The sequence below is a fragment of the Brevibacterium sp. S111 genome (genome assembly GCF_004745075.1).
GTDB lineage: Bacteria > Actinomycetota > Actinomycetes > Actinomycetales > Brevibacteriaceae > Brevibacterium.
This window is the reverse complement of sequence record NZ_RHFH01000001.1, coordinates 146,013-169,462: the sequence shown is the minus strand read 5'-3', so window position 1 is coordinate 169,462 and position 23,450 is coordinate 146,013. Positions and strand designations below refer to the sequence as shown.

The following is a 23,450-nucleotide window of genomic DNA, read 5'->3' as shown; positions in this document are numbered from 1 at the left end:
ATGCTCGATATCCTCAAAGCGCTTCTTCCATCGATCTGCGTGGCATTGCTGTTCTGGTATGTCTTCAAGAATATCGTGCGCGCAGATCGCAATGAACGCGAACAGGTCGATAAATACTATTCTGAAATTGACGTTAACGAAGTCGACAATGCCCCGGAATCAGATGTTAAGATGACTGCGACAAATACTTCTGATTACGAAAAGAGTGAACATGGCAAGGGAAATGCGCCTCGTTCTCACGGATGATTTCGACGGATCCGAAGCGGCAGAGACCGTTCGCTTCAGCCTTGACCAGGCTACGTATGAACTCGAGCTCTCTACAGAGAATGCCGAAAAGCTCCGTGAGACGTTCGCCCCATTCATCGCGAAGGCACGTCGTGTAGCCAATACCGGCGGCCGCGGTCGGCGCGCCGGTTCGAGCGCCGGCCCCAAACGCGACACCGCGAAGATCCGCGAATGGGCTCAGAACAACGGATACCAGCTCGGTGACCGTGGCCGGATCCCACTGGAGATCGTCGAAGCCTACGAAGCCGCCGAGAAGTAAGAGGCCATTCGAAAGCTGAAATCAGCCAAACAGACCTGAGGGGTCAGCGAATTCCATCGCTGGCCCCTCAGGTCTTTTCATATTGGACCCGCAAGGGTTTCGCGAATGGAGCGGCAGCGACAATGCGATGAACCGGGAATGTCAGCAGTCACAGACAATTGCCAGGAAATCGCTGCGGCAAAGCGATCCACGCCAAACGAGACGCAAAGGGTTCGTCGAGGTCTGAAGTAAATCAAGGGGCCCTGTGTCAGTGGGCAGCGGTGAGTCAGCTTTCGAGGATCTTCCGCTGCGGAACGGCTGAAAGCGGGCTCGACGGAGGAGGCGAGTGCATTGCGGACGAAGGCGTTCGCGGTGCCTCTGCCGCCGAAGACCGGGGTCGCTGGAACAGTGGCGCGGATTTCGCCCTCAGCCAAACGCTTTCGGCTCATGGCGAAACGTGCAATAGAACCGCGCTCATGGTCGTTAGGCTCAGAAGAATAAGAAACCGAGGAGGATGAATATGTTCGAGCGGTTCACCGACCGAGCACGACGCGTTGTGGTGCTCGCACAGGAAGAAGCAAAACTTCTCAAACACAACTACATCGGCACCGAGCACATTCTGCTCGGCCTCATCCACGAGGGTGAAGGCCTGGCAGCGAAGGCTCTCGAGGGCATGGACATCTCCCTCGAGCAGGTGCGCGACCAGGTCCAGGAGATCATCGGACAGGGACAGCAGGCGCCGAGCGGACACATTCCCTTCACACCGCGTGCGAAGAAGGTTCTTGAGCTCAGCCTCCGCGAGGCTCTCCAGCTCGGCCACAGCTACATCGGCACCGAGCACATTCTGCTCGGCCTCATCCGTGAGGGCGAGGGCGTCGCCGCGCAGGTGCTCGTCAAACTCGGAGCCGATCTCGGTCGGGTCCGTCAGGAAGTCATCAAGCTGCTCTCGGGCTACCAGGGCAAGGAGCCCGTGTCCGCCGGCGGCCGCGAAGAGGGAACCCCCTCGGGATCGCTCGTGCTCGACCAGTTCGGCACGAACCTCACCGCTGCGGCTCGGGAGGCCAAGCTCGACCCGGTCATCGGCCGCCACGAGCAGATGCAGCGCGTGATGCAGATCCTCTCTCGCCGGACCAAGAACAACCCGGTCCTCATCGGCGAACCCGGCGTCGGCAAGACCGCCGTCGTCGAAGGACTCGCACAGGCCATCGTCAACGGCGATGTCCCCGAGATCCTCACCGACAAGCAGCTCTACACGCTGGACCTCGGCTCACTGGTCGCTGGTTCCCGTTACCGCGGTGACTTCGAAGAGCGCCTGAAGAAGGTGCTCAAGGAGATCCGGACTCGCGGCGACATCATCCTCTTCATCGACGAGATCCACACCCTCGTGGGTGCCGGTGCCGCCGAAGGCGCAATCGATGCCGCTTCGATCCTCAAGCCCATGCTGGCGCGCGGAGAGCTGCAGACCATCGGTGCGACCACTCTGGACGAGTACCGCAAGCACATCGAGAAGGATGCCGCGCTCGAACGTCGGTTCCAGCCGATCCAGGTTCCCGAACCCTCGCTGGCCCATTCGATCGAGATCCTCAAGGGACTGCGCGACAAGTACGAGGCACACCACAAGGTCACCGTCACGGATGGTGCCTTGGCCGCGGCCGTGAACATGTCCGATCGCTACGTCAACGACCGGTACCTGCCGGACAAGGCGATCGATCTCATCGACGAAGCCGGTGCGAAGCTGCGCATCTCGCGGCTGTCGGTTCCGCAGGAGGTCCGTGACCTGGAGGAGAAGATCCTCGAGGCCCGCCACCGCAAGGAAGCTGCGATCGACGCTCAGGACTTCGAACTGGCGGCCTCGGAGCGCGACTCCGAGATGAAGCTGGTCAAGGAGAAGGAAGAGCAGACCGAGGCGTGGCGCAAATCCGGTGCCGACACCTCGAAGGTCGTCGACGCCGATCTCATCGCCGAAGTCCTGGCCTCTGCCACGGGCATTCCGATCTTCAAGCTCACCGAGGAGGAGTCCTCGCGTCTGCTGCGGATGGAAGACGAGCTGCACAAGCGCGTCATCGGTCAGAACGATGCGGTCAAGTCGATCTCGCGAGCGATTCGCCGCACCCGTGCCGGTCTCAAGGATCCGAAGCGTCCGTCCGGTTCGTTCATCTTCGCCGGTCCCACCGGCGTCGGTAAGACGGAGCTGGCCAAGGCGCTGTCGGAGTTCCTCTTCGGCGACGAGGATTCGCTCATCAGCCTCGACATGTCGGAGTACTCGGAGAAGCACACCGTTTCGCGTCTGTTCGGTTCGCCTCCGGGATACGTCGGCTACGAAGAGGGCGGTCAGCTCACTGAGAAGGTCCGTCGGAAGCCGTTCTCCGTCGTCCTCTTCGACGAGGTGGAGAAGGCCCACTCGGACATCTTCAACTCGCTGCTGCAGATCCTCGAGGACGGTCGACTCACCGACTCGCAGGGTCGTGAGGTCGACTTCAAGAACACCATCATCATCATGACGACCAACCTCGGTACGCGTGATATCTCGAGCGGACTCCAGCTTGGATTCCAGGTCGAGGGTGACACGAAGACGAACTACGACCGGATGAAGCAGCGGGTCAACGAAGAGCTCAAGCAGCACTTCCGTCCCGAGTTCCTCAACCGTGTCGACGACACGATCGTGTTCCCGCAGCTGAGCAAGGAAGAGATCATCAAGATCGTCGACCTCTTCCTCGAGCGCCTCGATACCCGTCTTGCCGATCAGGGCATGAAGGTTGAGGTCACGGATGCGGCGAAGAACCTGCTCGCCGACCGCGGCTACGATCCGGTCCTGGGAGCCCGACCCCTGCGTCGGACCATCCAGCTCGAGATCGAGGACACTCTGTCGGAGAAGATCCTGTTCAAGGAGATCGGACGGGGCCAGACCATCAAGGTCGATGTCGAAGGGGAAGGAAAGGACGCCGAATTCACCTTCGACGGTGTCGAGACCGAGGGTGCCGTTGCGGGTGAGTCCGATGATTCTGACCCCGAGAACGAGCTTGCCGGCGCCGGATCATCCGGTTCCAACGGTTCGGGAGGATCCAACTCCTGACCGGCGACGGAGCCCCGCTCACCGAGGTGACTGACCATGGTCGCCGTCCTACGGTGAGTCCCGGGCCGAGAAGCTGAAGAGACACAGAGAAGTCCGAAGGGGCGGTTGCAGACCGCTTTCTTCGGACTTCTCTGTGTCTCCGGTGCCGTTCAGCCTCAGGTGAGTCTGTAGGCCGTGTATCTGACTCGAGAACTCTCTCGGATGTAGGACGCCACGAACACCGAATTCTCGAATTCCGAGTGTTGCGCCGACTCGATGGTCAGCGCCGCACGGAAATAGTAGTCGTCGGGGGCAATGTCCTCGCCGTCGAGAAGAGCAGCCAGAACGGCGGGCTCACCGCTGCGGACTCCGCGGGCATGGATGTCGAGCAGGTTCCCGTCATCGAGGCGTGCACTGTAGCGACCGTCGATCTCGATCGATCCGTCCGAGCGCACGACCTGCCAGTCGGCACCGCCGGGAATGATCTCACCCGCGACCGCTCCGCTGATGCTTCCTCCGATCACTGGGATGACCCGGCGATGCCCCGAGCGGGTCATCCCGTGGTCTTCGAGGGGGCCGAGCTCTGCGACCACGTCGAAGGACCTCTCCAATGTGGGAACTGGGGGTCGGAGAATCATCCGATCCGCTCTTCCTGTGGCGCGGCGGTCTTGAGCACCTCACTGAGGAAGGCGGCCCCGCGCCTGATCTGCGGCATCGGATCCGCCCCGAGGAAGACATGATCCGCTCCGGGAACCGTCACGAGTTCGACCTGCGCACCGACGGCCCGCAACGCATCACGAAGCTGTTCGCTCTGTGAAAAGGGGACCAGTGCGTCAGAGTCCCCGTGGACGAGGAGACAGGGCGGAGCGTCCGCACGCACATGGTGAACGGGTGAGACGAGGCGTCGAGCCTCTTGGCGGGGGAAGGGGCTGCCCGCGAGGAGGACATCGATCGGCTCGGCCGCCTCGGCATCACCCTTCTCCCGCAGATCGTCGGCCCATTCAGGCGGCATGGACTCGAGGAACGAGGACATCGGCGACCCCATAGAACACGACCGCGGCGTCGACCGCAGAACTGTGGTCAGTGATGCCCTCACTGCCTTCGAGTTCAGGAGCGTTGGCGAGCGCGAGAAATGCGGCGAGATGACCGCCCGCGGATTCTCCCCACACGCCGAAGGAATTCGCATCGATGCCCAATTCCTCGGCGTAGGCCCGCAGATAGCGCACCGCAGACTTGGCATCGTGGAGTTGCGCGGGGAACGGAGCCTCCCGAGAGTGGCGGTAGTCGATGGTCGCGACGGCGATCCCCGAATCGATGAGGGATTGGAACAGGCTTCCCGCCGGCCAGTACTCCGGGGGAGTGAGACGAGTGCCCAGCAGCCAGGCTCCGCCGTGGATCCAGATGACGCAGGGCACCGGACCGCTGCGCTCGGTCGGTACGAACAGGTCCAGCTGCAGCGGTCGATATCCGTCGGGCATGGAATAGGTGAGTCCCGGCCAGGCGGTCGCTCCGCTCGGATGCTGCGCCTCCGCGGTGCCCGGTGCCAGATAGGTCGGGGGCTGGAACACCTCCGGGTCGAACCCGTGGATGTCGGGCTCGTCGGCGGGGTGTGCTGAAGTCTGTGACAAAGTGTCCTCCTGGTGTGTCTGAGTTCGTGCCTGTTCGACGATACGCGCGTACACCTCAGCGCTCGGTCGGGGGATTCGTTCGAACGTCTCCCGGTCGACGGCGTGAAGGCCGAGGTGCCGCGAATAGCCGAAGATCCATTCGAAGTTGTCCATCAGCGTCCAGTGGCAGTATCCGATGAGCGGAACTCCGGATTCGGCGGCGGCCGAGAGTCCCGCGATCGCCCGGGTGAGGAAGTCACTGCGAAGCTCATCATCGTCGGTGCTGATTCCGTGTTCGGTGACCAATACGGGAACCCCGCTGGCCTCATGGGCGTAGACGACCGCTCCGGCCAGAGAATCCGGTTCCACCGCGCTGCCCATCTCATTGACTCTGCCTTCCGAAGCAGGCGGTTGGAGTCCTTCGGGGCCATAGGTCAGCCGCTCATAGTTCTGGACTCCGATGAAGTCATCGTCGGCCGCCAGTCGCAGCCAATAGTCATAGACCTCGGTGCGTTTGCGGTCGCGGATCTCTTCTCCTCCGGCCAGGGCGACGTCATCGACCACGGCGATCGACAGTCCGACAGGAAGCCCGGGTCGTGCTGCCGCGATGATCTCTTTGGCCACGAGATGCGCCTCGGTCATGCCCTGACGCATCCGAGAGAAGTCTTCGGGGAGCATGACGTTTCCTGTCCGGTAGCGTTCGACCCCGGCCGCTCGGGCGGCTGCTTCGAGCGTGGCTCTTTCGAGTTCGGCGACAACAGGCGGCAGGCTGCTCCAGGTGAGCATCTCGGGCAGATTGGGTTCGTTGAAGGTCACGACCGCCCTCACCCGGTCACCGAGCCGGCCGATGACCGCACGGACGAATCGCGAGAAGAGGGCCGGTGCCTCCGGATCGAGCCACGCCCCGCGCATTGCGAACCAATGCGGGGTGGTGAAGTGGCTGAGAGTGATCAGCGGTGAGAGCCCCCGCGCGAGGCATCCGCTGACGATCGCATCGTAGTGGTCAAGCGCCTCCTCGTCGATCTCGCCCGGGTTCGGTTCGATCCGCGCCCATTCGACGGAGAACCGGAAGGCGTTGAGCCCGAGCCCCTGTGCGAGGTCGAGGTCTGACTCCCACCTGTTCCATGAGTCGCATGCGGGGCCGGAACGCTCCTGGAACACAGTGGGGGTGACCTGCTCGAGGAACGAGGTGTCACTCGTCTCGTCGTGACCTTCGGTCTGGTGGCCGGCGGTGGAGACTCCCCAGAGGAAGTCGGGGGGAAAGGGACTGTTCATGGGCGGATCCTTCTGTGAGGTGGTGTCATCTGTCGGCGGAGGGCGAACGGCAGCCGGAGACGAGCATCCTGGAAGTCGTGCATCGGCCTATCGCACCTGTTTGATGGGAATAATGAACGCGGCTCCGAGCAGACCGGCGATGGCTCCGGTGAGGAAGAGGGCTGAGAAGTTCTGCTCTCCGTCGGCCGCGCCGATGGCCAACAGCAGCGGTGCGATGGCCGGGACGACTGAGGAGGGAAGGGTGCTGGCCAGCCCCATGATGCCCATATCCTTGGCGATGTTCGACTTGTCGGGCAGAATCTCGCTGATGAGGGCGAGATCGACGGCGAAGTAGACGCCCTGCCCGAGGCCGACGACGGCCATGGCGACGAGAAACATCGAATAGTCGGTCGCAATGGTGACGATCGTGAGACCGACGGCGAAGATCAGTGCCGCAGCGATCACGAAGGGTTTGCGTCGTCCGACCCGGTCAGAGATCTTGCCGGCGATCGGCGCGAAGATCAGTGCTGTTCCTGTGAGCATGAGAGTCGAGAGGAAGACCGCTCCTGACACCTCTGCCGGCGAGTATCCGAGTCGAATGATGAGGTAGAACGCCTGGTAGGCCTGCACAGCCGCGACTCCGAAGAAGATCAGCAGGCGGCTCCACCAGGCCCAACCGAACGACGGGTGGGCGAGGGGGTTGACCCAGAAGGTGCCGAGGAGGTCCCGGACCTTCATCGACGGCACTTCGGCCCGGGTGATCGCGCGGTCGGGCAGACGCGCTGCGAGCAGCAGCGCACTGAGCGAACCGATTCCCGCCGGAAGGAGGAACTGAGCGAGCAGCGATCCGGACACCAGCTGGGCGATGAACAGGCCCACCACGGCACCGACGGGCATGGCGAGACCGATGACCGCCGATGCGGGGCCGCGGCGATCGGGCGAATACTGGTCGGCGAGGATCGCTGTGCAGGCGACCGTCACGGCAGTGAATCCGAGCGTGGTGAAAATTCCTGCCAGTGTGAGCGTGACTGTGTTCGCCGCTGCGTAGCTGAGTGGAGCGCCGATGAGGAACAGGATCGCTCCGAGCAGCAGCAGGGGTCGACGACGACCGCCGCGCCAGGTGATCCGGTCGCTCACCCGGCCGAATGCCGGTGCGGCCACGAGTCCGAAGGCGGCGCTGATGGCGACGACCGTCGACAGAATCGTGGTCGCGTTCTCCGGGTCGAGTGCATTGGCCTTGAGCGAGAGGGTGAGGACTGCGGGCACGAGCTGGGCCATGCCTCCCGCAATGGCAGCCATGCCGAGGAAGAAGAGGAACCCGCGTCGTGGATTCTGCCATTCGCCGTCGATCGTGGAGGCGGGCGGCCCCTGAAGGGCGGTCTCGTCGGCTGTTCCGGTTGCTCCGTGCGTTCCGGGTGTCTCGTCGGAGGTGGGTGGTTCAGATGAACTGGATGAATCGATCGTTGTCATTTCCGCTTCCTTGCGTTGTCCCGACCGCTGTGGTCGGTGAGTGTGGATGATTCTGAGCCTGCTGTGGTGCAGATCGTGTGACACGGGGATGCGAGGTTCGGTCGAGTAGTGAATAGCTTACATGTAAGGTTTTCAGATTCAAGAGGGAAATCCTCCATGGCGGCGGGGGTCTATGGTGCGGTCGCTGTGTTTGCAATAGCCTGGGGGCTTCAGTAGCCTCACATTCGTGGAGCTGAGCGCGCGGGGATCATATGCAGTCGGGCGCAGACGGCGTGATCGAATCGTCGACGTCGCCACGGCCAAGTTCACCGAGGGCGGCTATTCGCGCACATCCTTGGCCGAGATCGCCCGAGAAGTGGGACTGACGACGCCGGGACTGACTCATCATTTCCCGACCAAGCAGCACCTGCTGCTGGCGGTCGCTGATCGACGACTCAACATCGCGACAGCGCTCGTCGAGTCCTCTCCGCCGGATGTCGACGGCCTGGGCCCGCTGCGGCTGATGCTGCGCATCTCGAAGCGCCTCGCCGAGGAGCCGGCCTTGGCTGAACTCTTCGTCCTCGTATCCGCTGAGGCCGCCGATCCGAACGGTCCCGCACATCCGCTGTTCGTCGAGCACTACACCAAGGTGGTCGAGGAGCTTGCAGGACTGCTGCGCGCCGGGGCCGACAACGGTTTCCTCCGCACCGACATCGACTATGTCGACGTCGCCAGAGAGTGCATCGCGGTCGCCGACGGGGTCCAACTCCAGTGGGTCATCACCCGCGGCGAAGTCGACCTCGTCGGCATCATCCGCAGGCATCTGGAGCGCGTCGGTGAGAGCATTACGGTCTCCGCCGAACCCGTCTGTCTGGAAGAGCAGTGATCGGCCACCGCCTCTCATGGTGTTGAATGGGCCTATGAGCTCAGCCGCAGAGGATTTCGACCACCGCCAGGTCTCTCGGAACCATCATCACACACACGAACTGCCCGGTGGTCTCTTCCTGCGCAGGGCCAGGACGAGCGACGTCAAGGGCATCGAAGCTCTGGTGGCGCCCCTGGCCGGCGAACGGATCCTGCTCGGCAAGGACACGGTGACCTATTTCGAGTCGCTGCAGGAGTTCTGGCTCGTCGTCGACCCGCAGCCCGACGGCTCGGAAGTGCTCGCCGGGTGCGGTGCGCTGCACATCATCTGGTCCGACCTCGCCGAAGCGCGCACCGTCGCGACCTCACCGGACTACCGGGGCAGGGGAGTGGGCAAGGCGATCATCCGTCAGCTGCTCGCCGACGCCCGTGAGATCGGTGTCGACCGCGTGTTCTGCCTGACCTTCGAAACCGGATTCTTCGGTTCTCTCGGCTTCGAACCGATCAAGGGCATCCCGGTCTCTCCCGAGGTCTACATCGAACTTCTGCACTCCACCGACGAAGGTGTGGCGGAGTTCCTCGACCTGGCCCGAGTCAAACCCAACACCTTGGGCAATTCGCGTATGATCAAATACCTCTGACGATCTCTCGGCTCAGCCCCGCTCCGGGTTCTTCAGCCCATTCGCACTGAGCGACGCCCGTTGAACGTCGTCAGTGTCCCGGCAGGGCCAGCCTGCCCTCGTCCTCCTGCGCCAGACCATCGGAGACGAGGTCGCAGACGAGACGGGTGATCCTCTGCGCATCGGTGCTGAGCTCGCGGACCCGGGCCACTGCCGCCGCGGTCGGCTCGTCAAGCGAGGAGACGAGATCGGGGTCGAGCACCGCCACTGAGGTGGTGAGGAGGTCGAGGCTGACACCGGCGGGTTCGCCTCCCGCGGAGTGCGCGGTCTTGAGCACATCCATGATCGCCCCGCGCAGCTGTCGATCCGTGCCCGCCCACTTCTGGACCTTCGGCTTCGTCGCCGAGGCGGGTCTGCCGAGTCGGTACCACGTGCACACGTCCTGCAGCGGGCAGGTGGGGCATCCGGGGCTGCGGGCCGTGCAGACAAGGGCACCGAATTCCATCACTCCGGCGTTCCATGCCACGTGGTCTCTCTCGGGTACGAAACCGGCGGCCCATTCGGTTTCGCGGCGGCCCGGTGACGTCGTGGGGCGCTCCCGTCCGGCGAAGACGCGGATGAGGACCCGGCGCACATTCGTGTCCAGCACCGTCGTCCGCTGGCCGTGGGCGAACGAGGCGACGGCGGCGGCGGTATAGGAGCCGATGCCGGGCAGGCTCAGCAGCTCTTCGGCGGTTCCTGGCACCTCGTTGTCCAACTCTTCGGCGATGACGCGGGCCGCCTCCTGCAGGCGCAGGGCACGGCGCGGGTAGCCGAGACGATCCCAGCGGTGGAGCACTTCGGCGGTGGGTGCGACTGCGAGGTCAGCCGGAGTCGGCCAGGTCTCCATCCATGCCTGCCACCGCGGTTCGACTCGGGACACCGGAGTCTGCTGAGACATGATCTCGCTGACGAGGACGGCCCAGGCGCTGGTGTTCGGGTCTCGCCACGGCAGCTGGCGCGCCTCTGCGGCGAACCAGGAGATGATCGTGTCCTGCACACGGGAGACCAGCGGCTCGGCGACCTCGGGGAAGGCTGTTGCCGACCCGGAGGGATTCGTTTCGGGGCTGACTCGGTGTGTCATTTGGATGCTCATTCGCTTCGGCCTAGGCTCAAAGCGATGACTCCTTCCAATCGTGGTTCGCAGCCGAACAGAGCTGCCGGACAGCCCCGCCAGTCTAGCGGGAAGCTGCCTGCTCACGTGTACCGCAGACGCCGTATCACCTTGAGCGTCCTGACCATCATCGTCCTCGTGCTGCTGGTGGTGGGCATCGTCGGCATCGTCAAAGCCCTCGGCAGCGGCAGCTCGGACGAAGACGAGACCACGGCCGAACCGGAGCAGACGAGCGAGCAGAGCACCGCAGCACCCGTGCCGGATGAGAAGGCCGCGAGCGGCAAATGCCCCGACGACAAAGTCTCGCTGACAGCGAAGGTCGACCCGAAGTCGGTCAAAGACGGTCAGGAACCCGAGTTCGGCATGGTCATCGGCAACAGCCACACCGCGACCTGCCTCATCGAGGTCGGCACCAAGCAGCAGGAGTTCGTCGTCGAGAAGGACGGCGATGTGGTCTGGTCATCGAAGTACTGCGCGGCATCGAAGGATGAGAATGCCGAGGTTTCGACCGAGTTCGCTCCGCAGTCGGAGAAGACGGCGAAGCTGAAGTGGAATCGGGTCAAGGTCGATAAGAACTGCAACCGGGCGAAAGATGACTTCGCATCCGGCGAGTACGACCTCATCGTCAAACTCGACGACAAAGAGAGCAAGCCGACGAGCTTCGAGCTCGAGAAGAGCGACGCGGAGAAGGCCGAAGAGAAGAAGGCTGAGGACGAGAAGAAGAAATCCGAGGAAGAGAAGTCCGAGGAACCGCAGGACTGAACCACGCGGCGCAGGATTGAGCCCGCCCGACCGAGCCCACTCGGCAGAGCGTCAGGGGTGACTCCTCGGGGTGTGTCGCTCAGGCTCCGCGGTAGGAGCCCACACCCCAGGAATTGCCGTCATGGTCGCGGAAGTCGAATTCCCGCCCGCCGTAGGACTGTGTCGCCACCGGTCTGACGATCGCATGCCCCATATCGACGATCTCCTGGTAGAGACGATCGACTTCGCGTTCCGTGTCGACGACGACGTAGATCGAGCTGCCGCCGACGGCGTCGAGTGCCGAACCGTCATTGCGGACGGAGCCGATCATGATCCCGCCGGTCTCGCCGAGTGCGTATTCGGCGTGGTCGACGAGTTCGGGGTCCTGCTCATTGCGGACCATCAGACGCTCAGTGAACCCGAGCGTGACCAGCAGTGCGATCGTGGCCGCCGCATCCGTGGTTCTCAGTGCCGGAAAAACTGTAGTGGTCATGACTCAAGGATGCTCTAAAACCGTCCGAAAGTCCCGAACTTTCTCTTCCCCGGGTTCTCATCCGCCGTTGAGCAGCAGGACCTGTACCGCCTCGGCGATGTGTTCGCATTCCCTGACTGTCATAGTGTCCGGTGTCGACACATTGCGCATGGCCTCCTTGGCCACGATGGCATGAGTGATGCCCAGACGTCGGGCCTCGTTGAGCCGCTGTCCGAGGTTGGGGACATTGCGGATCTCCCCGGACAGACTGATTTCGCCGATGCCGACGAACTTCTTCGCCAGCGGTCTGCCCGTGACCGCCGATGCCAGGGACAGGCAGATGGCCAAGTCGCTGGCCGGTTCGGACAGCTTCGCCCCGCCGACCGTGGCGGCGAAGACATCGTTCTTGGCCAATTGGACGCCGGGGATGTTCTGGCTGAGCACGGCCAGCATCATCGCCACTCGGGAGGAGTCGACTCCCGAGACCGACCGGCGTGACTGGCCGCCGGCGGATTCGGTGATCAGCGACTGCACTTCGACGAGCAGGGGGCGCTTGCCCTCCTGGGTCACCGTCAGGCAGGTGCCCGGCGGGTTGTTTCCGCTGCGGGAGAGGAAGAGTCCCGAGGGGTCTTCGAGGCTGTGGATGCCGTTCTCAGCCATATCGAAGCAGCCCACGTCGTCGGTGGGTCCGAAACGGTTCTTCACCGCCCGCAGCATACGCAGGCGAGAGTGCTTCTCTCCCTCGAAGGTGCATACGACATCGACGAGGTGTTCGAGGAGCCGGGGTCCGGCGATTGTGCCGTCCTTCGTGATGTGGCCGACGAGGACCGTGGGCAGGGACCGGGCCTTCGCTTCCCGGATGAGTGCGGCCGCGACCTCCCGGACCTGGGTGACACCACCGGGGACGCCTTCGACCTCGGAGGAGGCCAGAGTCTGGATGGAATCGACGATGAGCAGTTCGGGTTCCTCGGCCTCGATCATGCCCAGCACCGACCCGAGGTCGGTCTCCGCGGCAAGCAGGAGCGAGTCTGCCAGGGCGTTGATCCTCTCGGCCCGGAGCCGAACCTGGCCGGCCGATTCCTCACCCGTGACGTAGAGGACTTTGGCACCGAACATCGCGGCTTTCGCCGCGACATCGAGCAGCAGCGTCGATTTGCCGACGCCCGGCTCGCCGGAGAGCAGGACGACGGCACCGGGGACGATTCCGCCGCCGAGCACTCGGTCGAGCTCGGAGACATACGTCTCCTTCGCCTGCGCCAGCGTCGAGTCGACCTGATTGATCGGTTTCGCCCCACTGGACTTCTTGACCTTGGTCTTCACCTTCGAAGTCTTCGCGCCCCTCTCCTCGAGGGTGCCCCAGGCCTGGCACTCGGGGCAGCGTCCGAGCCATTTGACCGTCGAATAGCCGCATTCGGCACACGTGAAAGACATACCGCAATTCTGGCACGAGACCATGACACGAGAATCTGCGGACGATGAAGGAGCGCCCGACGATCTCATCGTCGGACGCCCCGTTGACAGAAGTGCGGCGGCCGGGTCAGTCGAGCGCGGTGAGGACCCGTGGACCATCCTCGGTGATGGCGATCGTGTTCTCCGAATGCGCGCCGTGGGAACCGTCGGCAAGGCGCAGGGTCCAGCCGTCCTTGTCCACGGTGAGCTTCTTCGAAGTGAAGGACCACCACGGTTCGATCGCCAGCGTCAGTCCGGGTTTGAGGACGAGACCGCGACCGCCTTTGCCGCGATTGGGCACGTGCGGATCCTCGTGCATCGTGCGGCCGAGTCCGTGGCCGCCGAAGTCGAGGTTGACGGGGATGCGCTGGGCATCGGCGACATCGCCGATCGCCTTCGAGATGTCACCGAGGCGGTTGCCGGCCTGGGCGGCACCGATGCCGGCTTCGAGGCCGGCCCACGTCGAATCGATGAGCTTCTGGTCTTCTTCGCTGCCGTTTCCGACGACGACGGACCGGGCGGCATCGGCGACCCAGCCGTCGATGGACACCGCGAAGTCGAGGGTGAGGAGATCGCCGTCCTTCATCACATAATCGTGGGGCTTGCCGTGGAGGACGCCGTCGTTGACCGACAGGCAGATGACGTTCCTGAAGGGGCCCTCACCGAATGAGGGTGCGTAGTCCCAGTAGCAGGAGACCGCCCCGGCGTCCTCGATGAGCTTCCGCGCGCGCTTCTCCAAGTGCATGATGTTCATGCCGGGCTCCGCGGTCGAAGACAATTCGGCCAATGTCTGCGCGACGAATCGGCCGGTGACCGCCATTTTGTCGATCTCGGCGGGTGTCTTCAGCTCAATCACGGGTGTTCTCCTTCAACGATGCGCAGGGGGTTCGTGTCGATTTTAGTCCTCGGCGGTCCCGAAGTCGCGGCCGCACGCGCATCTGTGGGCAAGGAGACAGCCGCAGGAAGAGAACCCGGCCCGCCGTGGGCGTGCTGGCGCTGCGGACTCTTCACCCCGCCGCGACCGGCGTCAGGTAACGCGAATCTCGAAAGAGTCGTCGCCGGCGACGCGTTTTTCGAGATTCGCGTTACCTGAGAGAAGTGACGCGCTAACTCTTCGGCTCGTGCGGCTGATCGCGATGCGCACTCACGGCCCTTCAGCTGAGGCCGCCGTTCTCCTTCTGCGGTCGCGCGACGAACCAGCAGATCGGCCCGACGACGGGCAGCAGCAGGACGATGATCGCCCAGACGAGTCTCACTCGGGCGTCGAGCCCCGATCGGGCGATGCTCACCATTGCCCAGATGAGCAGAACGACGAGCAGCAGGACGACGCCGGACCAGATCACATCATAGGCAGCTGGTAGCAGCGGATTCTCACTCACGTCATCAGGAAACCTTGTCCTGTTGTGGGCGTCCGGTTCGCTCAGTCAATGCGAAGCTCGAAAAGGTCATCACTGGCGACGACTTTTTCGAGTTTCGCGTGACCTGAAGGCGATTGCGCGTCACAGGGCCGCTGCCCGTTCGAGGTCAGCCGGACCGAGTGCCCGCTCGTCAGAGGAACTCCACTCCTTGGGCCAGGGGCAGCTCGCCCGAGTAGTTGATCGTATTCGTCGCCTGTCGCATATAGGCCTTCCATGAATCGCTGCCGGATTCGCGGCCGCCGCCGGTCTCCTTCTCTCCGCCGAAGGCTCCGCCGATCTCCGCACCCGAAGTGCCGATATTGACATTGGCGATGCCGCAGTCCGACCGAGAGAAGAATCTCTCCGATTCGGCCAGTTCGGAGGTGAAGATCGCCGAGGACAGGCCCTGCGGGACCCCGTTGTGGATCTCGATCGCCTCGTCGAGATCCGAATAGGTCACGACATAGAGGATCGGTGCGAAGGTCTCTGACTCCATCACCGCTGTCTGTGCGGGCATCCGCACCACCGCCGGTTCGACATAGTGGGCATCGGGCCGTTCCTCGGCGAGCACCCGTGCTCCGCCGCAGAGCACCTCGCCGCCTTCGGCCGTGGCCTGTTCGAGGGCGGCCTGCATGGCATCGAAGGAGCCTGCGTTGATGAGGGGGCCGACGAGCACACCGTCATCGGTCGGTGAGCCGATGCTCAGCGTCCGATACGCCGAGACGATCTTGTCGACGAACTCATCGGCGATGGATTCGTGGACGATGAGCCGGCGCAGGGTCGTGCAGCGCTGCCCGGCGGTTCCGGCGGCGGCGAAGACGACACCGCGCAGAGCCAGTTCGATATCGGCGCTCGGCGCGACGATGGCGGCATTGTTGCCGCCGAGTTCGAGCAGGATCCGCCCGAAGCGCTCGGCCACGACGGGCCCGACCTCACGACCCATGCGCACCGATCCCGTGGCCGAGACCAGAGCCACCCGTTCGTCGCGCACCATCGCATCACCGATGTCCCTGCCTCCGACGAGGACCGGGACGAGCCCTTCTGGTGCTCCCACCTCGGCGGCGGCCCGCGCCAGCAGAGACTGTGCGCCCAAGGCCGCGAGCACGGCATTCTCCGAGGGCTTCCACACCACGGAGTCCCCGGCCACCAGGGCCAGGGCAGTGTTCCAGGAGTACACGGCCACAGGGAAGTTGAACGCGGAGATGACGCCGACGACGCCGAGCGGGTGCCAGGTCTCCATGAGCCGGTGTCCGGGTCGTTCGCTGGGCATGGTCTTGCCCCACAGCTGTCGGGACTGGCCGAGCGCGAACTCGCAGATGTCGATCATCTCCTGCACCTCGCCGGCTGCCTCCGAGGGGGTTTTTCCGGCCTCGACGGTGATGATCTTCGCGAGATCCTCCTTGTGCTGACTCAGCAGCTGGCCCCACCTCTGGACGAGCTGTCCGCGCACGGGCCCTGGCACGTCACGCCAGGAGGCGAAGGCCTCGGCGGCTGCACCGATCTTCCCTGCAGCCGTCTCCGGGGTGTCGGCGGCGAGGGTGCCGAGCCTCTGGCCGGTGATGGGGGAGCGGGCGGGCAGATGCGCCGAGGCGACCGACCCTTCGAGTACGGATCGGTCGACGCCGCAGGCGCTGAGTCCGGCAGTGAGAAGGTCGGAGATGGTCTGGTCGGTGGGCAGTGCAGTCATTGCTGTCCTTTCGGTGACGGTGGTGCAGGAAGGTATGTGGGGTGGGGCGTTCAGACCACGTTGAGCTCCTTGCGCAGTCCGGTGGTGATGAAACGGCGTTTGTCCATCGGGGTCACGTCGACGAAGGGGGTGCGGCCGGTCATGAGGTCGGCGACGACCTCCCCGACGGCCGGCCCCATGAGGAAACCGTGGCCGGAGAACCCGCAGGCGTAGAAGAATCCCGTCAGCTCTTCGGCCTCACCGATGAGCGCATTGTGGTCCGGAGTCATCTCGTACAGTCCCGCCCATCCGCGTTTGGCCTCCACATCGATGAGCGCGGGCGTGCGGGCTTCGATGCGTTCGGCCAGGGTGGTCAGCCAATTCGGGTCCCGTTTGTCATTGAACGACCAGTCATCGACCTCATCGGGGCAGCCGAAGAGCAGACCGGGACCTTCCGGGTGGACGTAGTAGCTGGTCGTGAAGTCGATGGTGAAGGGCATCCCGGTCGTGTCGAAGTCGACCGGTTCCGAGACCATGATCTCCCGTCGCAGCGGCTTCACCGGAAGATCGACCCCGGCCAGGTCTCCGATGAGTCCGGACCAGGCACCGGCCGCGCACACGGCCTGGGTGCAGGCGATGGTGCCGTGGTCCGTCACCACCGCGGTGACCTCACGGTCGGGTCCGGCTGAGGTCTCGAATCCGGTCACCTCGCAGTCCTTGAGCACCTGCACGCCGCGTTCGCGAGCGGCCGTGATGTACCCGGACACGACCGCCTCGGGGGTGCAATGGCCATCACCGGGGTTGAACGCCCCGGCCACGAGCCCTTCGGTGTTCACGTACGGGGCGAGTTCGGCCACCTCAGCGACGGTGAGCATGCGCGAGTCGAGTCCCATCCGCTGCTGCAGGTCCACATTCTCGGAGAAGGCCTGCGCGGACTCCTCGGAGTCGAGGAGGAACAGATAGCCATTGCTCACGAGGTCGATGTCGACTCCGAAATCGGTTTCGAAGTTCCGCAGCACCTCGAGGCCGTGCGCGGCCAAGGCGATGTTCACTTCGTCGGAGAACTGGCAGCGCACACCTCCTGCCGCTTTCGACGTCGAACCGGAGCCGGGAGTGTCGCGTTCGACGATGACGACGTCTTCGACGCCTCGTTCGGCCAGGTGGAAGGCGATGGCCGCGCCCATCACTCCCGCGCCGATGATGACCACCGATGCGCTCGCCGGTACCCCTTCGGGCGTGGTCGGATCCGTGTTCGGTGCGGTCGGGATCTCCACTGTGACCTCCCTGTCTGCCCCCGCGGCGACCGCCTTTGGCCGCCGCAGAGGCGAAAGACGCCGACGTCGATGTCGGCGGACTGCGACTTTCCCCCATTGTGCTCGCCCTCACAGTTAAGGACAAGAGAGAGTTTGTGAACACTCTGTTGAGGAAACCTAAAGACAGCTAGGATGCCTCCATGACGTGGACACTCGGGCAGCTGCGCACCTTCGTCGCGGTGGCCGAACTGGGATCGATGACGCGCGCAGCCGACCACCTCGGCTACAGCGTGGGCGCGGTGTCCCAGCACATCGCCGCACTGCGCAAGGTCGTCGACTCCGAACTGTTCGTCCGCCGCGGCCGCGGGCTCATCCTCGCCGAGGCCGGGCGCACCCTGCTGCCGCGTGCACGGAACATCCTCGCCGCCCAGAAGCAGGCCGAGATGGCGATGCTCGGCCGCGACTTCCGCAGCGAAGCGATCGTCACCCTCGGCGTGTTCGGATCCGCATCGATGACAGCGCTGCCGCAAGTCGTGCACCGGTTGGCGCAGCGCCACCCGCACATCGAGGTCCGGGCACGGGAGATCAATGTGGAGTCGATGTCAGCGGCCGTCATCGACGGAGTCATCGATCTGGGGATCGGGATCAACTATCCGGCGGTGCCGCTGCCGCCGATGCGCGGGCTGAGCTGGGAGGCGGTGGCGAAGGAGGACTTCGGCATCGTCGTGCCCACCGGCCGGCCTCGACCGGGGGAGACGGAACTGGCCGAGGCGGATTGGATCCTCCCACCGGCCGAGGAGCTCTTCGGCCGAGCGATGCGTCTGGCCACCTCGGCGCTGGGAATCAATGCGAAGGAGACGCACATCGTCACCGACACCGCGGTCGCCCTTGCACTCGCCGGGACCGGGCTGGGCCTGACCCTGGCGACGCCGATCATGATGTCCCTGAGCGGGCCCGATGTCGATCTGCATCCCGTCGCCGAGGCGGGAGGGCGTGAGATCATCGTGCTCACCTCCCCGGACCCGAGCGATCCGGTCAGTGCCGTGGCCGCGGTCATCGCCGAAGTGTTCGTGTGAGCACCGACCTCGACGTCGGGAGCTGTGAAATCGTCCTAGGATGAGGCCATGAGCTTCGATCACAAGTGGAACCAGGTCCGCAGGGTCAACCCTGAGCATTCGGCGAACTATGCCGAGATGTGGCGCAAACACGTCGCCGCCGGGCACGACATCGGGGGAGAGGCCCGACTCGTCAACGCGATGGCTCCGCGCGAAGCTCGGATCCTCGACGCCGGCTGCGGCACGGGGCGGGCCGGCGGTCTGCTCATCGAAGAAGGGCACACTGTATACGGCGTCGATCTCGACGAATTCCTCATCTCCGTCGCCGAGGAGGACTACCCAAGCGGGGAATGGCACACCGGCGATCTCGCCGACTTCGATTTCGCAGGGACCGGGATCGATGAGATCGACGTGGCCTTCTGCGCCGGCAATGTGCTCGCCTTCCTCGACCCGGCCTCCCGCCGGCAGACCCTGAGCAACATCAAGTCCACGCTCAAGCACGGCGGCCGCTTCGTGTCCGGGTTCGGCGCCGGACGCGGCTACGATTTCGATGATTTCGCCGACGATCTCAGGGCCACCGGGATGTTCGTCGATCAGAGGTTCTCCACCTGGGAACTGCACCCCTTCGACGCCGGCAGCGACTTCCTCGTCCTCATCGCCACACGACTGTGAGGCGTTCTCGCTGCGTCCAGTCGATTCGTGCGGTCGACCGAACTAGGCTGAAGACGAACCATCCACCAAAGAGCTGAAGGAGAATCCCATGATCTTCATCGTTGTGAAGTACGACGTGAAACCCGAAAGCGTCGAGAAGTTCCCCGAGGCAGTGCGCACCTTCACCGAGGCGACCCGGGCCGAACCGGGCAATCTCTTCTTCGAATGGTCGAAGAGCCTGGAGAACCCGAACGAGTTCGTCCTCGTCGAAGCATTCACCGACGAGGGTGCCGAACCGCATGTCACGAGCGATCACTTCGCTGCCGGGCTCGAAGCGATGCGCCCGCACCTGGCCTCGACCCCGAAGATCATCTCCCGCAAGATCGACGGCGAAGGCTGGGACGAGATGGGCGAACTCAAGATCGACTGATCGCCGGACCGGCCTGAACCGTCGCTATTGGGCGCCGCAGAGATTAGACTTCTGCCATGGCGACCAGAGGGATGAACATTCCGGCGATCGAGACCGCCCTCGGCGAGAAGTGGGAGGACACCCGCGCTCGCCTCGAGGCGGCCGGGGGAGCGTCGGCGAGTCACAGAGAACTTGCCGACGCTCTCTATCCGCAGTTCGAAGGCCAAGTCGACAACCACGGCTGGTGGGTCCAAGGTGCAGTCGTCGCCTACGAGCAGGAGATCGGTCGGCGGGTGCCGGGGCAGCGTGCCGACGGCACCTTCGACGTGGCTGTCTCCCGCACGATTTCCGGTCAGCGCAGCGACCTCATCGCGAAGTTCGCCTCCTTCGTCGACGGCACTCTCAACGGAGCGGCCCTCGAGGGAGAACCCCGCACCTCCGAGACCGCGAAGCGCTCCTTCTGGCGAGCGGACCTCGACGGCGGGATCAAGGTCGAAGTCGCCGCCGAGGCGAAGAGCGACGACAAGACTCTCGTCGTCCTCACCACCTCGAAGCTGCCGAGCCCGGACGCTCTCGAAGAATGGCGGGCCTTCGGCAAGGACTTTCTCAGCCGGCTCGCAGGCCCGTCGGCCCGGGACTGAAGCGCTTCGGCTCAGCTTCAGCCGATGATCGGATTCCAGGTCCCCAGCAGGTGCGCGGCGACGATCGCCAGTGCACAGACGGCCAGGCTGATGAGCACGACCACGAGATCCCGGATCCCGAAGTGTGAGCGCCTGCGCCATGTCCGGCCGGGACGACCGAACGCACGGCCCTCCATCGCCATCGCCAGTGTGGTGGCGCGACGAATCGAGACTACGAGCAGGACGAACACCCCGCTGAAGAGGCTGTGAGTCCTCCGCAGCAGCGAACCTCCGGCCACACCCCTGGCTCGCCGCGCCATCGACAGCACCTGCCATTCGCTGACCAGGAGTCCGAGGAGCCGCGAGGCGGCAAGTACAGAGACCACGACCACCTCGGGCAGGCGCAGATGTTGGATGAGCGCATCGGACAGGTCGCGCGGATCGATCGTCGAGGCGAGCACGATGAGCGGAATCGCCAGGGCCAGAGCCCGGAGGAAGATCGCGGCGGCCGCGGACAGCGATCCGGTGGTGAATAGGATCGGTCCGAAGTCGACGACGACGGGTCCGGTCTTCTCCGCCAGCAAGGCGGTACCCCAGGCCGCGAGCAGGGCGCCGGCAGGCAGGAACCACAGTCTCTTCGCCGCGGCCGACAGGTCGAGACCCGTGGCCGGAAGGGCAAGAAGGCAGAAGACGAAGACGACTCCGGCCGAGACCAGATCGATGCTCAGCAGAGCCCCGACCATGAGGATGAGCGCCACCCCGATCTTCGTCAGCGGGTTGCACCGAACCACGAGGGTGCTGCGCATGACGGGAATGAGCTGGCCCGGATCCGGAACGGCCGCCTCGGTGGGGGAGGAGCGCACCCGCGCGAGTCGTTCACTCACCGCGATCACCGGCCCTGACCTGGACGTCGGCGGACACTGTCGCGGCCCCACCACCGTGGTCGCCGAGATCGAGGAGATCGGCCCCGATCGCCTCGAGGAACGCCTGATCGTGACTGACCGCCACGACCGCAGATCCGTGCGCGAGAGCATCGAGGAACATCTCGACAAGTCCCGCCCACGTCAGCGCATCCTGACCGAAGGTCGGCTCGTCGACGATGAGGACTCGCGGTCGCGGTGCCATCATGGCCGCCACCGACAGGCGCCGTTTCTCTCCTCCGGACAGGCTCTGCGGGTGCGCCTGCGAGAGTTCGGCCAGACCGAGTGACACGAGCAGGTCATCCACTCGTGACGTGATCTCGGCACTCGACCAGCCGGCCAGTCGCGGACCGAGTTCGAGTTCGCCGGCGACGCTGGAGGCGAGGAACTGATGCGCGGGTTCCTGGAAGACCATCCCGATGCGCGGGGCCAACTGAGCAGAAGGCCAGGCGAAGGGGCGGGTGCGTCTGAGCCCGTCACGCAGCTCTGCCTCGGCGTGGACCGCACCGGCGAATTCGGGAATGAGCCCGGCCATGGTCAGTGCTGTCGTCGACTTCCCGGCCCCGTTCGGGCCGACGAGGCCGAGCGCCTGCCCGGCGCGCAGACTCAGATCGAGGCCGGCGACTGCGGGCGCGCGCATCCGCGGTCGCGCAACGCTGAGTTCCTCCGTGCGCAGCAGCACCTCGCCGAGGCGGTCGTCCGCCCGGTCGGACAGAACCCGTGACCGTTCGGGCTCACCACCGGTCCGGACGGATCCGCTCAGCGACCGGGTACGGTCATCGCGGGATAGTGAGGGGGCCTCGGGCACCCAGATGCCGCACTCGATGAGAACGCTTGAGAGATTCGGATGACCGAAGACCCGACTCGGAGCGCCCTGGGCGAGGATTCCCTGCCGGCCGAGCACGATCACCCGATCGACGTGATCGAGCCACAGCCCCACGCGGTGTTCGACGACGAGCATGGTCGCCTGAGTCTCGGCCTGCACGGCAAGGACGGCATCACGGACGCCGGGCGCGGAAGACGGATCGATATTGGCCGTCGGCTCGTCGAGGACGATGATCTCCGGCGACATCGCATGGATGCCGGCCAGAGCCAGACGCTGCTTCTGCCCGCCGGACAGCGCCGCACTCGGATGCTCGGCGGGCAGGTCGAGTCCCATGGCACGCAGAGACGAGGGAATCCGAGCCTCGATGGTCTCGGCGGGCAGACCGAGGTTCTCCATCCCGAAGGCGACATCGTCGCCGATGCGGGAGAAGATCACCTGCGAATCGGGATCCTGCAGGACCAGTCCGGTGCCGCCTCGGCGAGGATTCGGAGCCTCGCCGCCGACGAGGAGCTCACCGCTGGACTCGCCGGACTCCTCGGGCAGGACGCCGGCGATGGCATGGAGCAGAGTCGACTTGCCGGCCCCCGAGGGGCCGAGGAGGAGGACCTTCTCACCCGCGGCGATGTCGATGTCGAGGGGCCCGACAGCCGGTGTATCGCGATCGGCATGCGTCCACGAGTATCCGCGTGCCGTGATCGGCAGTGCCATCAGCGCAGGCGACCGGAGGCGAACGAGCTCAGCGCCCCGGTGGCTGCGATCGCCCGATACGCGTACCAGGCGCCGATGCCGGAGAGGACGAGGCCGGAGACGATGGCGCACACCGCGTAGATCGCCTGATAGCCGAACTGCCATTCGGCGTTGTACATGATGTTCTCGCTCACAGCCATGAACGCCGCGGCCACGACCCCTGACAGCGCGGTGATCCAGAGCGTGAACCGCCTGTAGCCGAAGGCGGCGAAGACGAGTTCGGCACCGAGGCCCTGAATGAACCCGGACAGCAGCACGGTGGTTCCGAAGTGTGAGCCGAGGACCGCCTCGACGATGGCGGCGATGAGTTCGCACAGGAGCGCGGCTCCGGGCTTGCGGATGATCGCAGCGGCCAAGGGGCCGGCGAGGACCCACAGGCCGGCGATGAGCCCGATAGAGGGCGGGAAGGCCTGGAAGGCGAGTTCGAGGACCTTCCAGCTCAGCGCCAACACCCAGAACACGAGCCCGACGGCGATGCCGAGCACGGCGGTGGTGACATAGTCCACGACCCGCCACTGCTTCGATTTCGGAGCCCTGGTGTGTGCGGTCGCCGCGGCGGAGGTGGTTTTCGGTGTGGTGGTTTTCGGCATTGTGCCTCCTCATACAAGGAGGGGTGAAGAGTCTCGACTTCCTTCGGCGGTCCTAGCCGCATCAGGTTCGAGGGTTTGCAGCTTCTTCTGCACTCTCAGCGCCCCTGACGGCGCTCCCCTGTCGTAGCCACC

At 64.7% G+C, this 23,450-nt stretch carries 24 protein-coding genes and 1 riboswitch; of the genes, 10 read left to right on the top strand and 14 right to left on the bottom strand.

All coding sequences use genetic code 11. From position 1 onward, the window contains the following. From EB836_RS00885 to EB836_RS00875, 3 genes are all read left to right on the top strand, one after another. Positions 1-246: a hypothetical protein gene (locus EB836_RS00885; protein ID WP_135537236.1), complete on the top strand. Its 246-nt coding sequence runs from the start codon at positions 1-3 to the stop codon at positions 244-246. After that, entirely contained in the window at positions 212-544 is a 333-nt protein-coding gene (locus tag EB836_RS00880) for an Lsr2 family protein (RefSeq protein WP_135537235.1), read from the top strand. Before EB836_RS00885 ends, EB836_RS00880 begins: the two co-directional genes overlap by 35 nt. 499 nt (positions 545-1,043) lie before the next feature. Then, positions 1,044-3,596 carry an ATP-dependent Clp protease ATP-binding subunit gene (locus EB836_RS00875; protein WP_135537234.1) on the top strand — a complete coding sequence of 851 codons (2,553 nt, stop codon included), beginning with the start codon at positions 1,044-1,046 and terminating at the stop codon, positions 3,594-3,596. A 155-nt stretch (positions 3,597-3,751) separates the two neighbouring features. On the opposite strand, the gene EB836_RS00870 is transcribed toward EB836_RS00875, so the two are convergent. From EB836_RS00870 to EB836_RS00855, 4 genes are all read right to left on the bottom strand, one after another. Beyond that, on the bottom strand, positions 3,752-4,213 hold the full coding sequence (locus EB836_RS00870; protein ID WP_135537233.1) for a DUF3237 domain-containing protein: 462 nt from the start codon (positions 4,211-4,213) through the stop codon (positions 3,752-3,754). Beyond that, positions 4,210-4,608 (bottom strand): prolyl oligopeptidase family serine peptidase, encoded by a 399-nt coding sequence (locus EB836_RS00865; RefSeq protein WP_205683262.1) that lies wholly within the window; start codon positions 4,606-4,608, stop codon positions 4,210-4,212. The genes EB836_RS00870 and EB836_RS00865 overlap by 4 nt, the downstream gene beginning before the upstream one ends. Next, on the bottom strand, positions 4,577-6,457 hold the full coding sequence (locus EB836_RS00860) for a family 1 glycosylhydrolase (protein ID WP_135537231.1): 1,881 nt from the start codon (positions 6,455-6,457) through the stop codon (positions 4,577-4,579). Before EB836_RS00860 ends, EB836_RS00865 begins: the two co-directional genes overlap by 32 nt. Before the next feature lie 87 nt (positions 6,458-6,544). Next, positions 6,545-7,906, bottom strand: coding sequence for an MFS transporter (locus tag EB836_RS00855; protein WP_135537230.1), 1,362 nt, complete (start codon positions 7,904-7,906; stop codon positions 6,545-6,547). A 226-nt stretch (positions 7,907-8,132) separates the two neighbouring features. Here EB836_RS00855 and EB836_RS00850 point away from each other — a divergent pair, with 226 nt between their 5' ends. Beyond that, positions 8,133-8,771 (top strand): TetR/AcrR family transcriptional regulator, encoded by a 639-nt coding sequence (locus EB836_RS00850; RefSeq protein ID WP_135537229.1) that lies wholly within the window; start codon positions 8,133-8,135, stop codon positions 8,769-8,771. A 34-nt stretch (positions 8,772-8,805) separates the two neighbouring features. Further along, complete coding sequence (locus tag EB836_RS00845; protein ID WP_135537228.1) at positions 8,806-9,390, top strand: amino-acid N-acetyltransferase; 585 nt, start codon at positions 8,806-8,808, stop codon at positions 9,388-9,390. Between the two features lie 70 nt (positions 9,391-9,460). Here the strand turns inward: EB836_RS00845 and EB836_RS00840 are convergent, their stop codons facing one another. Continuing rightward, positions 9,461-10,492 (bottom strand): A/G-specific adenine glycosylase, encoded by a 1,032-nt coding sequence (locus EB836_RS00840; RefSeq protein WP_135537227.1) that lies wholly within the window; start codon positions 10,490-10,492, stop codon positions 9,461-9,463. 141 nt (positions 10,493-10,633) lie between these two features. On the opposite strand from EB836_RS00840, the gene EB836_RS00835 reads away from it, so the two are divergent. Beyond that, on the top strand, positions 10,634-11,284 hold the full coding sequence (locus EB836_RS00835; RefSeq protein WP_240689519.1) for a hypothetical protein: 651 nt from the start codon (positions 10,634-10,636) through the stop codon (positions 11,282-11,284). A 79-nt stretch (positions 11,285-11,363) separates the two neighbouring features. Here the strand turns inward: EB836_RS00835 and EB836_RS00830 are convergent, their stop codons facing one another. The 6 genes from EB836_RS00830 to EB836_RS00805 form a co-directional block, all read right to left on the bottom strand. Next, a complete protein-coding gene (locus EB836_RS00830) occupies positions 11,364-11,756 on the bottom strand; it encodes a VOC family protein (RefSeq protein WP_240689518.1) in 393 nt (130 codons plus the stop codon). A gap of 57 nt (positions 11,757-11,813) precedes the next feature. After that, a complete protein-coding gene (gene radA, locus EB836_RS00825) occupies positions 11,814-13,166 on the bottom strand; it encodes a DNA repair protein RadA (RefSeq protein ID WP_135537225.1) in 1,353 nt (450 codons plus the stop codon). A gap of 106 nt (positions 13,167-13,272) precedes the next feature. Further along, positions 13,273-14,040, bottom strand: a complete 768-nt coding sequence (gene map, locus EB836_RS00820; protein ID WP_135537224.1) for a type I methionyl aminopeptidase — start codon at positions 14,038-14,040, stop codon at positions 13,273-13,275. Positions 14,041-14,338: 298 nt separating this feature from the next. After that, complete coding sequence (locus EB836_RS00815; protein ID WP_135537223.1) at positions 14,339-14,563, bottom strand: PLD nuclease N-terminal domain-containing protein; 225 nt, start codon at positions 14,561-14,563, stop codon at positions 14,339-14,341. A 169-nt stretch (positions 14,564-14,732) separates the two neighbouring features. Then, complete coding sequence (locus tag EB836_RS00810) at positions 14,733-16,268, bottom strand: aldehyde dehydrogenase family protein (RefSeq protein ID WP_135537222.1); 1,536 nt, start codon at positions 16,266-16,268, stop codon at positions 14,733-14,735. A 50-nt stretch (positions 16,269-16,318) separates the two neighbouring features. Continuing rightward, the gene (locus EB836_RS00805) at positions 16,319-17,521 is read right to left on the bottom strand and encodes an FAD-binding oxidoreductase (protein ID WP_240689517.1); all 1,203 of its coding nucleotides are present in this window, start codon (positions 17,519-17,521) and stop codon (positions 16,319-16,321) included. A 179-nt stretch (positions 17,522-17,700) separates the two neighbouring features. On the opposite strand from EB836_RS00805, the gene EB836_RS00800 reads away from it, so the two are divergent. The 4 genes from EB836_RS00800 (at position 17,701) to EB836_RS00785 (ending at position 20,256) form a co-directional block, all read left to right on the top strand. Next, entirely contained in the window at positions 17,701-18,576 is an 876-nt protein-coding gene (locus EB836_RS00800; protein ID WP_135537221.1) for a LysR family transcriptional regulator, read from the top strand. 48 nt (positions 18,577-18,624) lie between these two features. After that, the gene (locus tag EB836_RS00795; RefSeq protein ID WP_135537220.1) at positions 18,625-19,227 is read left to right on the top strand and encodes a class I SAM-dependent methyltransferase; all 603 of its coding nucleotides are present in this window, start codon (positions 18,625-18,627) and stop codon (positions 19,225-19,227) included. Positions 19,228-19,315: 88 nt separating this feature from the next. Next, positions 19,316-19,636 (top strand): putative quinol monooxygenase, encoded by a 321-nt coding sequence (locus tag EB836_RS00790; RefSeq protein WP_135537219.1) that lies wholly within the window; start codon positions 19,316-19,318, stop codon positions 19,634-19,636. Positions 19,637-19,692: 56 nt separating this feature from the next. Then, positions 19,693-20,256, top strand: coding sequence for a hypothetical protein (locus EB836_RS00785; RefSeq protein WP_135537218.1), 564 nt, complete (start codon positions 19,693-19,695; stop codon positions 20,254-20,256). A gap of 17 nt (positions 20,257-20,273) precedes the next feature. Here the strand turns inward: EB836_RS00785 and EB836_RS00780 are convergent, their stop codons facing one another. From EB836_RS00780 to EB836_RS00770, 3 genes are read right to left on the bottom strand one after another with little or no spacing between them, the layout of a single operon-like run. Beyond that, positions 20,274-21,119 carry an energy-coupling factor transporter transmembrane protein EcfT gene (locus EB836_RS00780; protein ID WP_240689516.1) on the bottom strand — a complete coding sequence of 282 codons (846 nt, stop codon included), beginning with the start codon at positions 21,117-21,119 and terminating at the stop codon, positions 20,274-20,276. Next, complete coding sequence (locus EB836_RS00775) at positions 21,112-22,689, bottom strand: ABC transporter ATP-binding protein (RefSeq protein ID WP_135537217.1); 1,578 nt, start codon at positions 22,687-22,689, stop codon at positions 21,112-21,114. Before EB836_RS00775 ends, EB836_RS00780 begins: the two co-directional genes overlap by 8 nt. Continuing rightward, positions 22,689-23,318, bottom strand: a complete 630-nt coding sequence (locus tag EB836_RS00770) for an ECF transporter S component (protein WP_135537216.1) — start codon at positions 23,316-23,318, stop codon at positions 22,689-22,691. Before EB836_RS00770 ends, EB836_RS00775 begins: the two co-directional genes overlap by 1 nt. Positions 23,319-23,339: 21 nt before the next feature. Next, positions 23,340-23,448, bottom strand: a riboswitch (TPP riboswitch). Positions 23,449-23,450 lie beyond the last annotated feature (2 nt).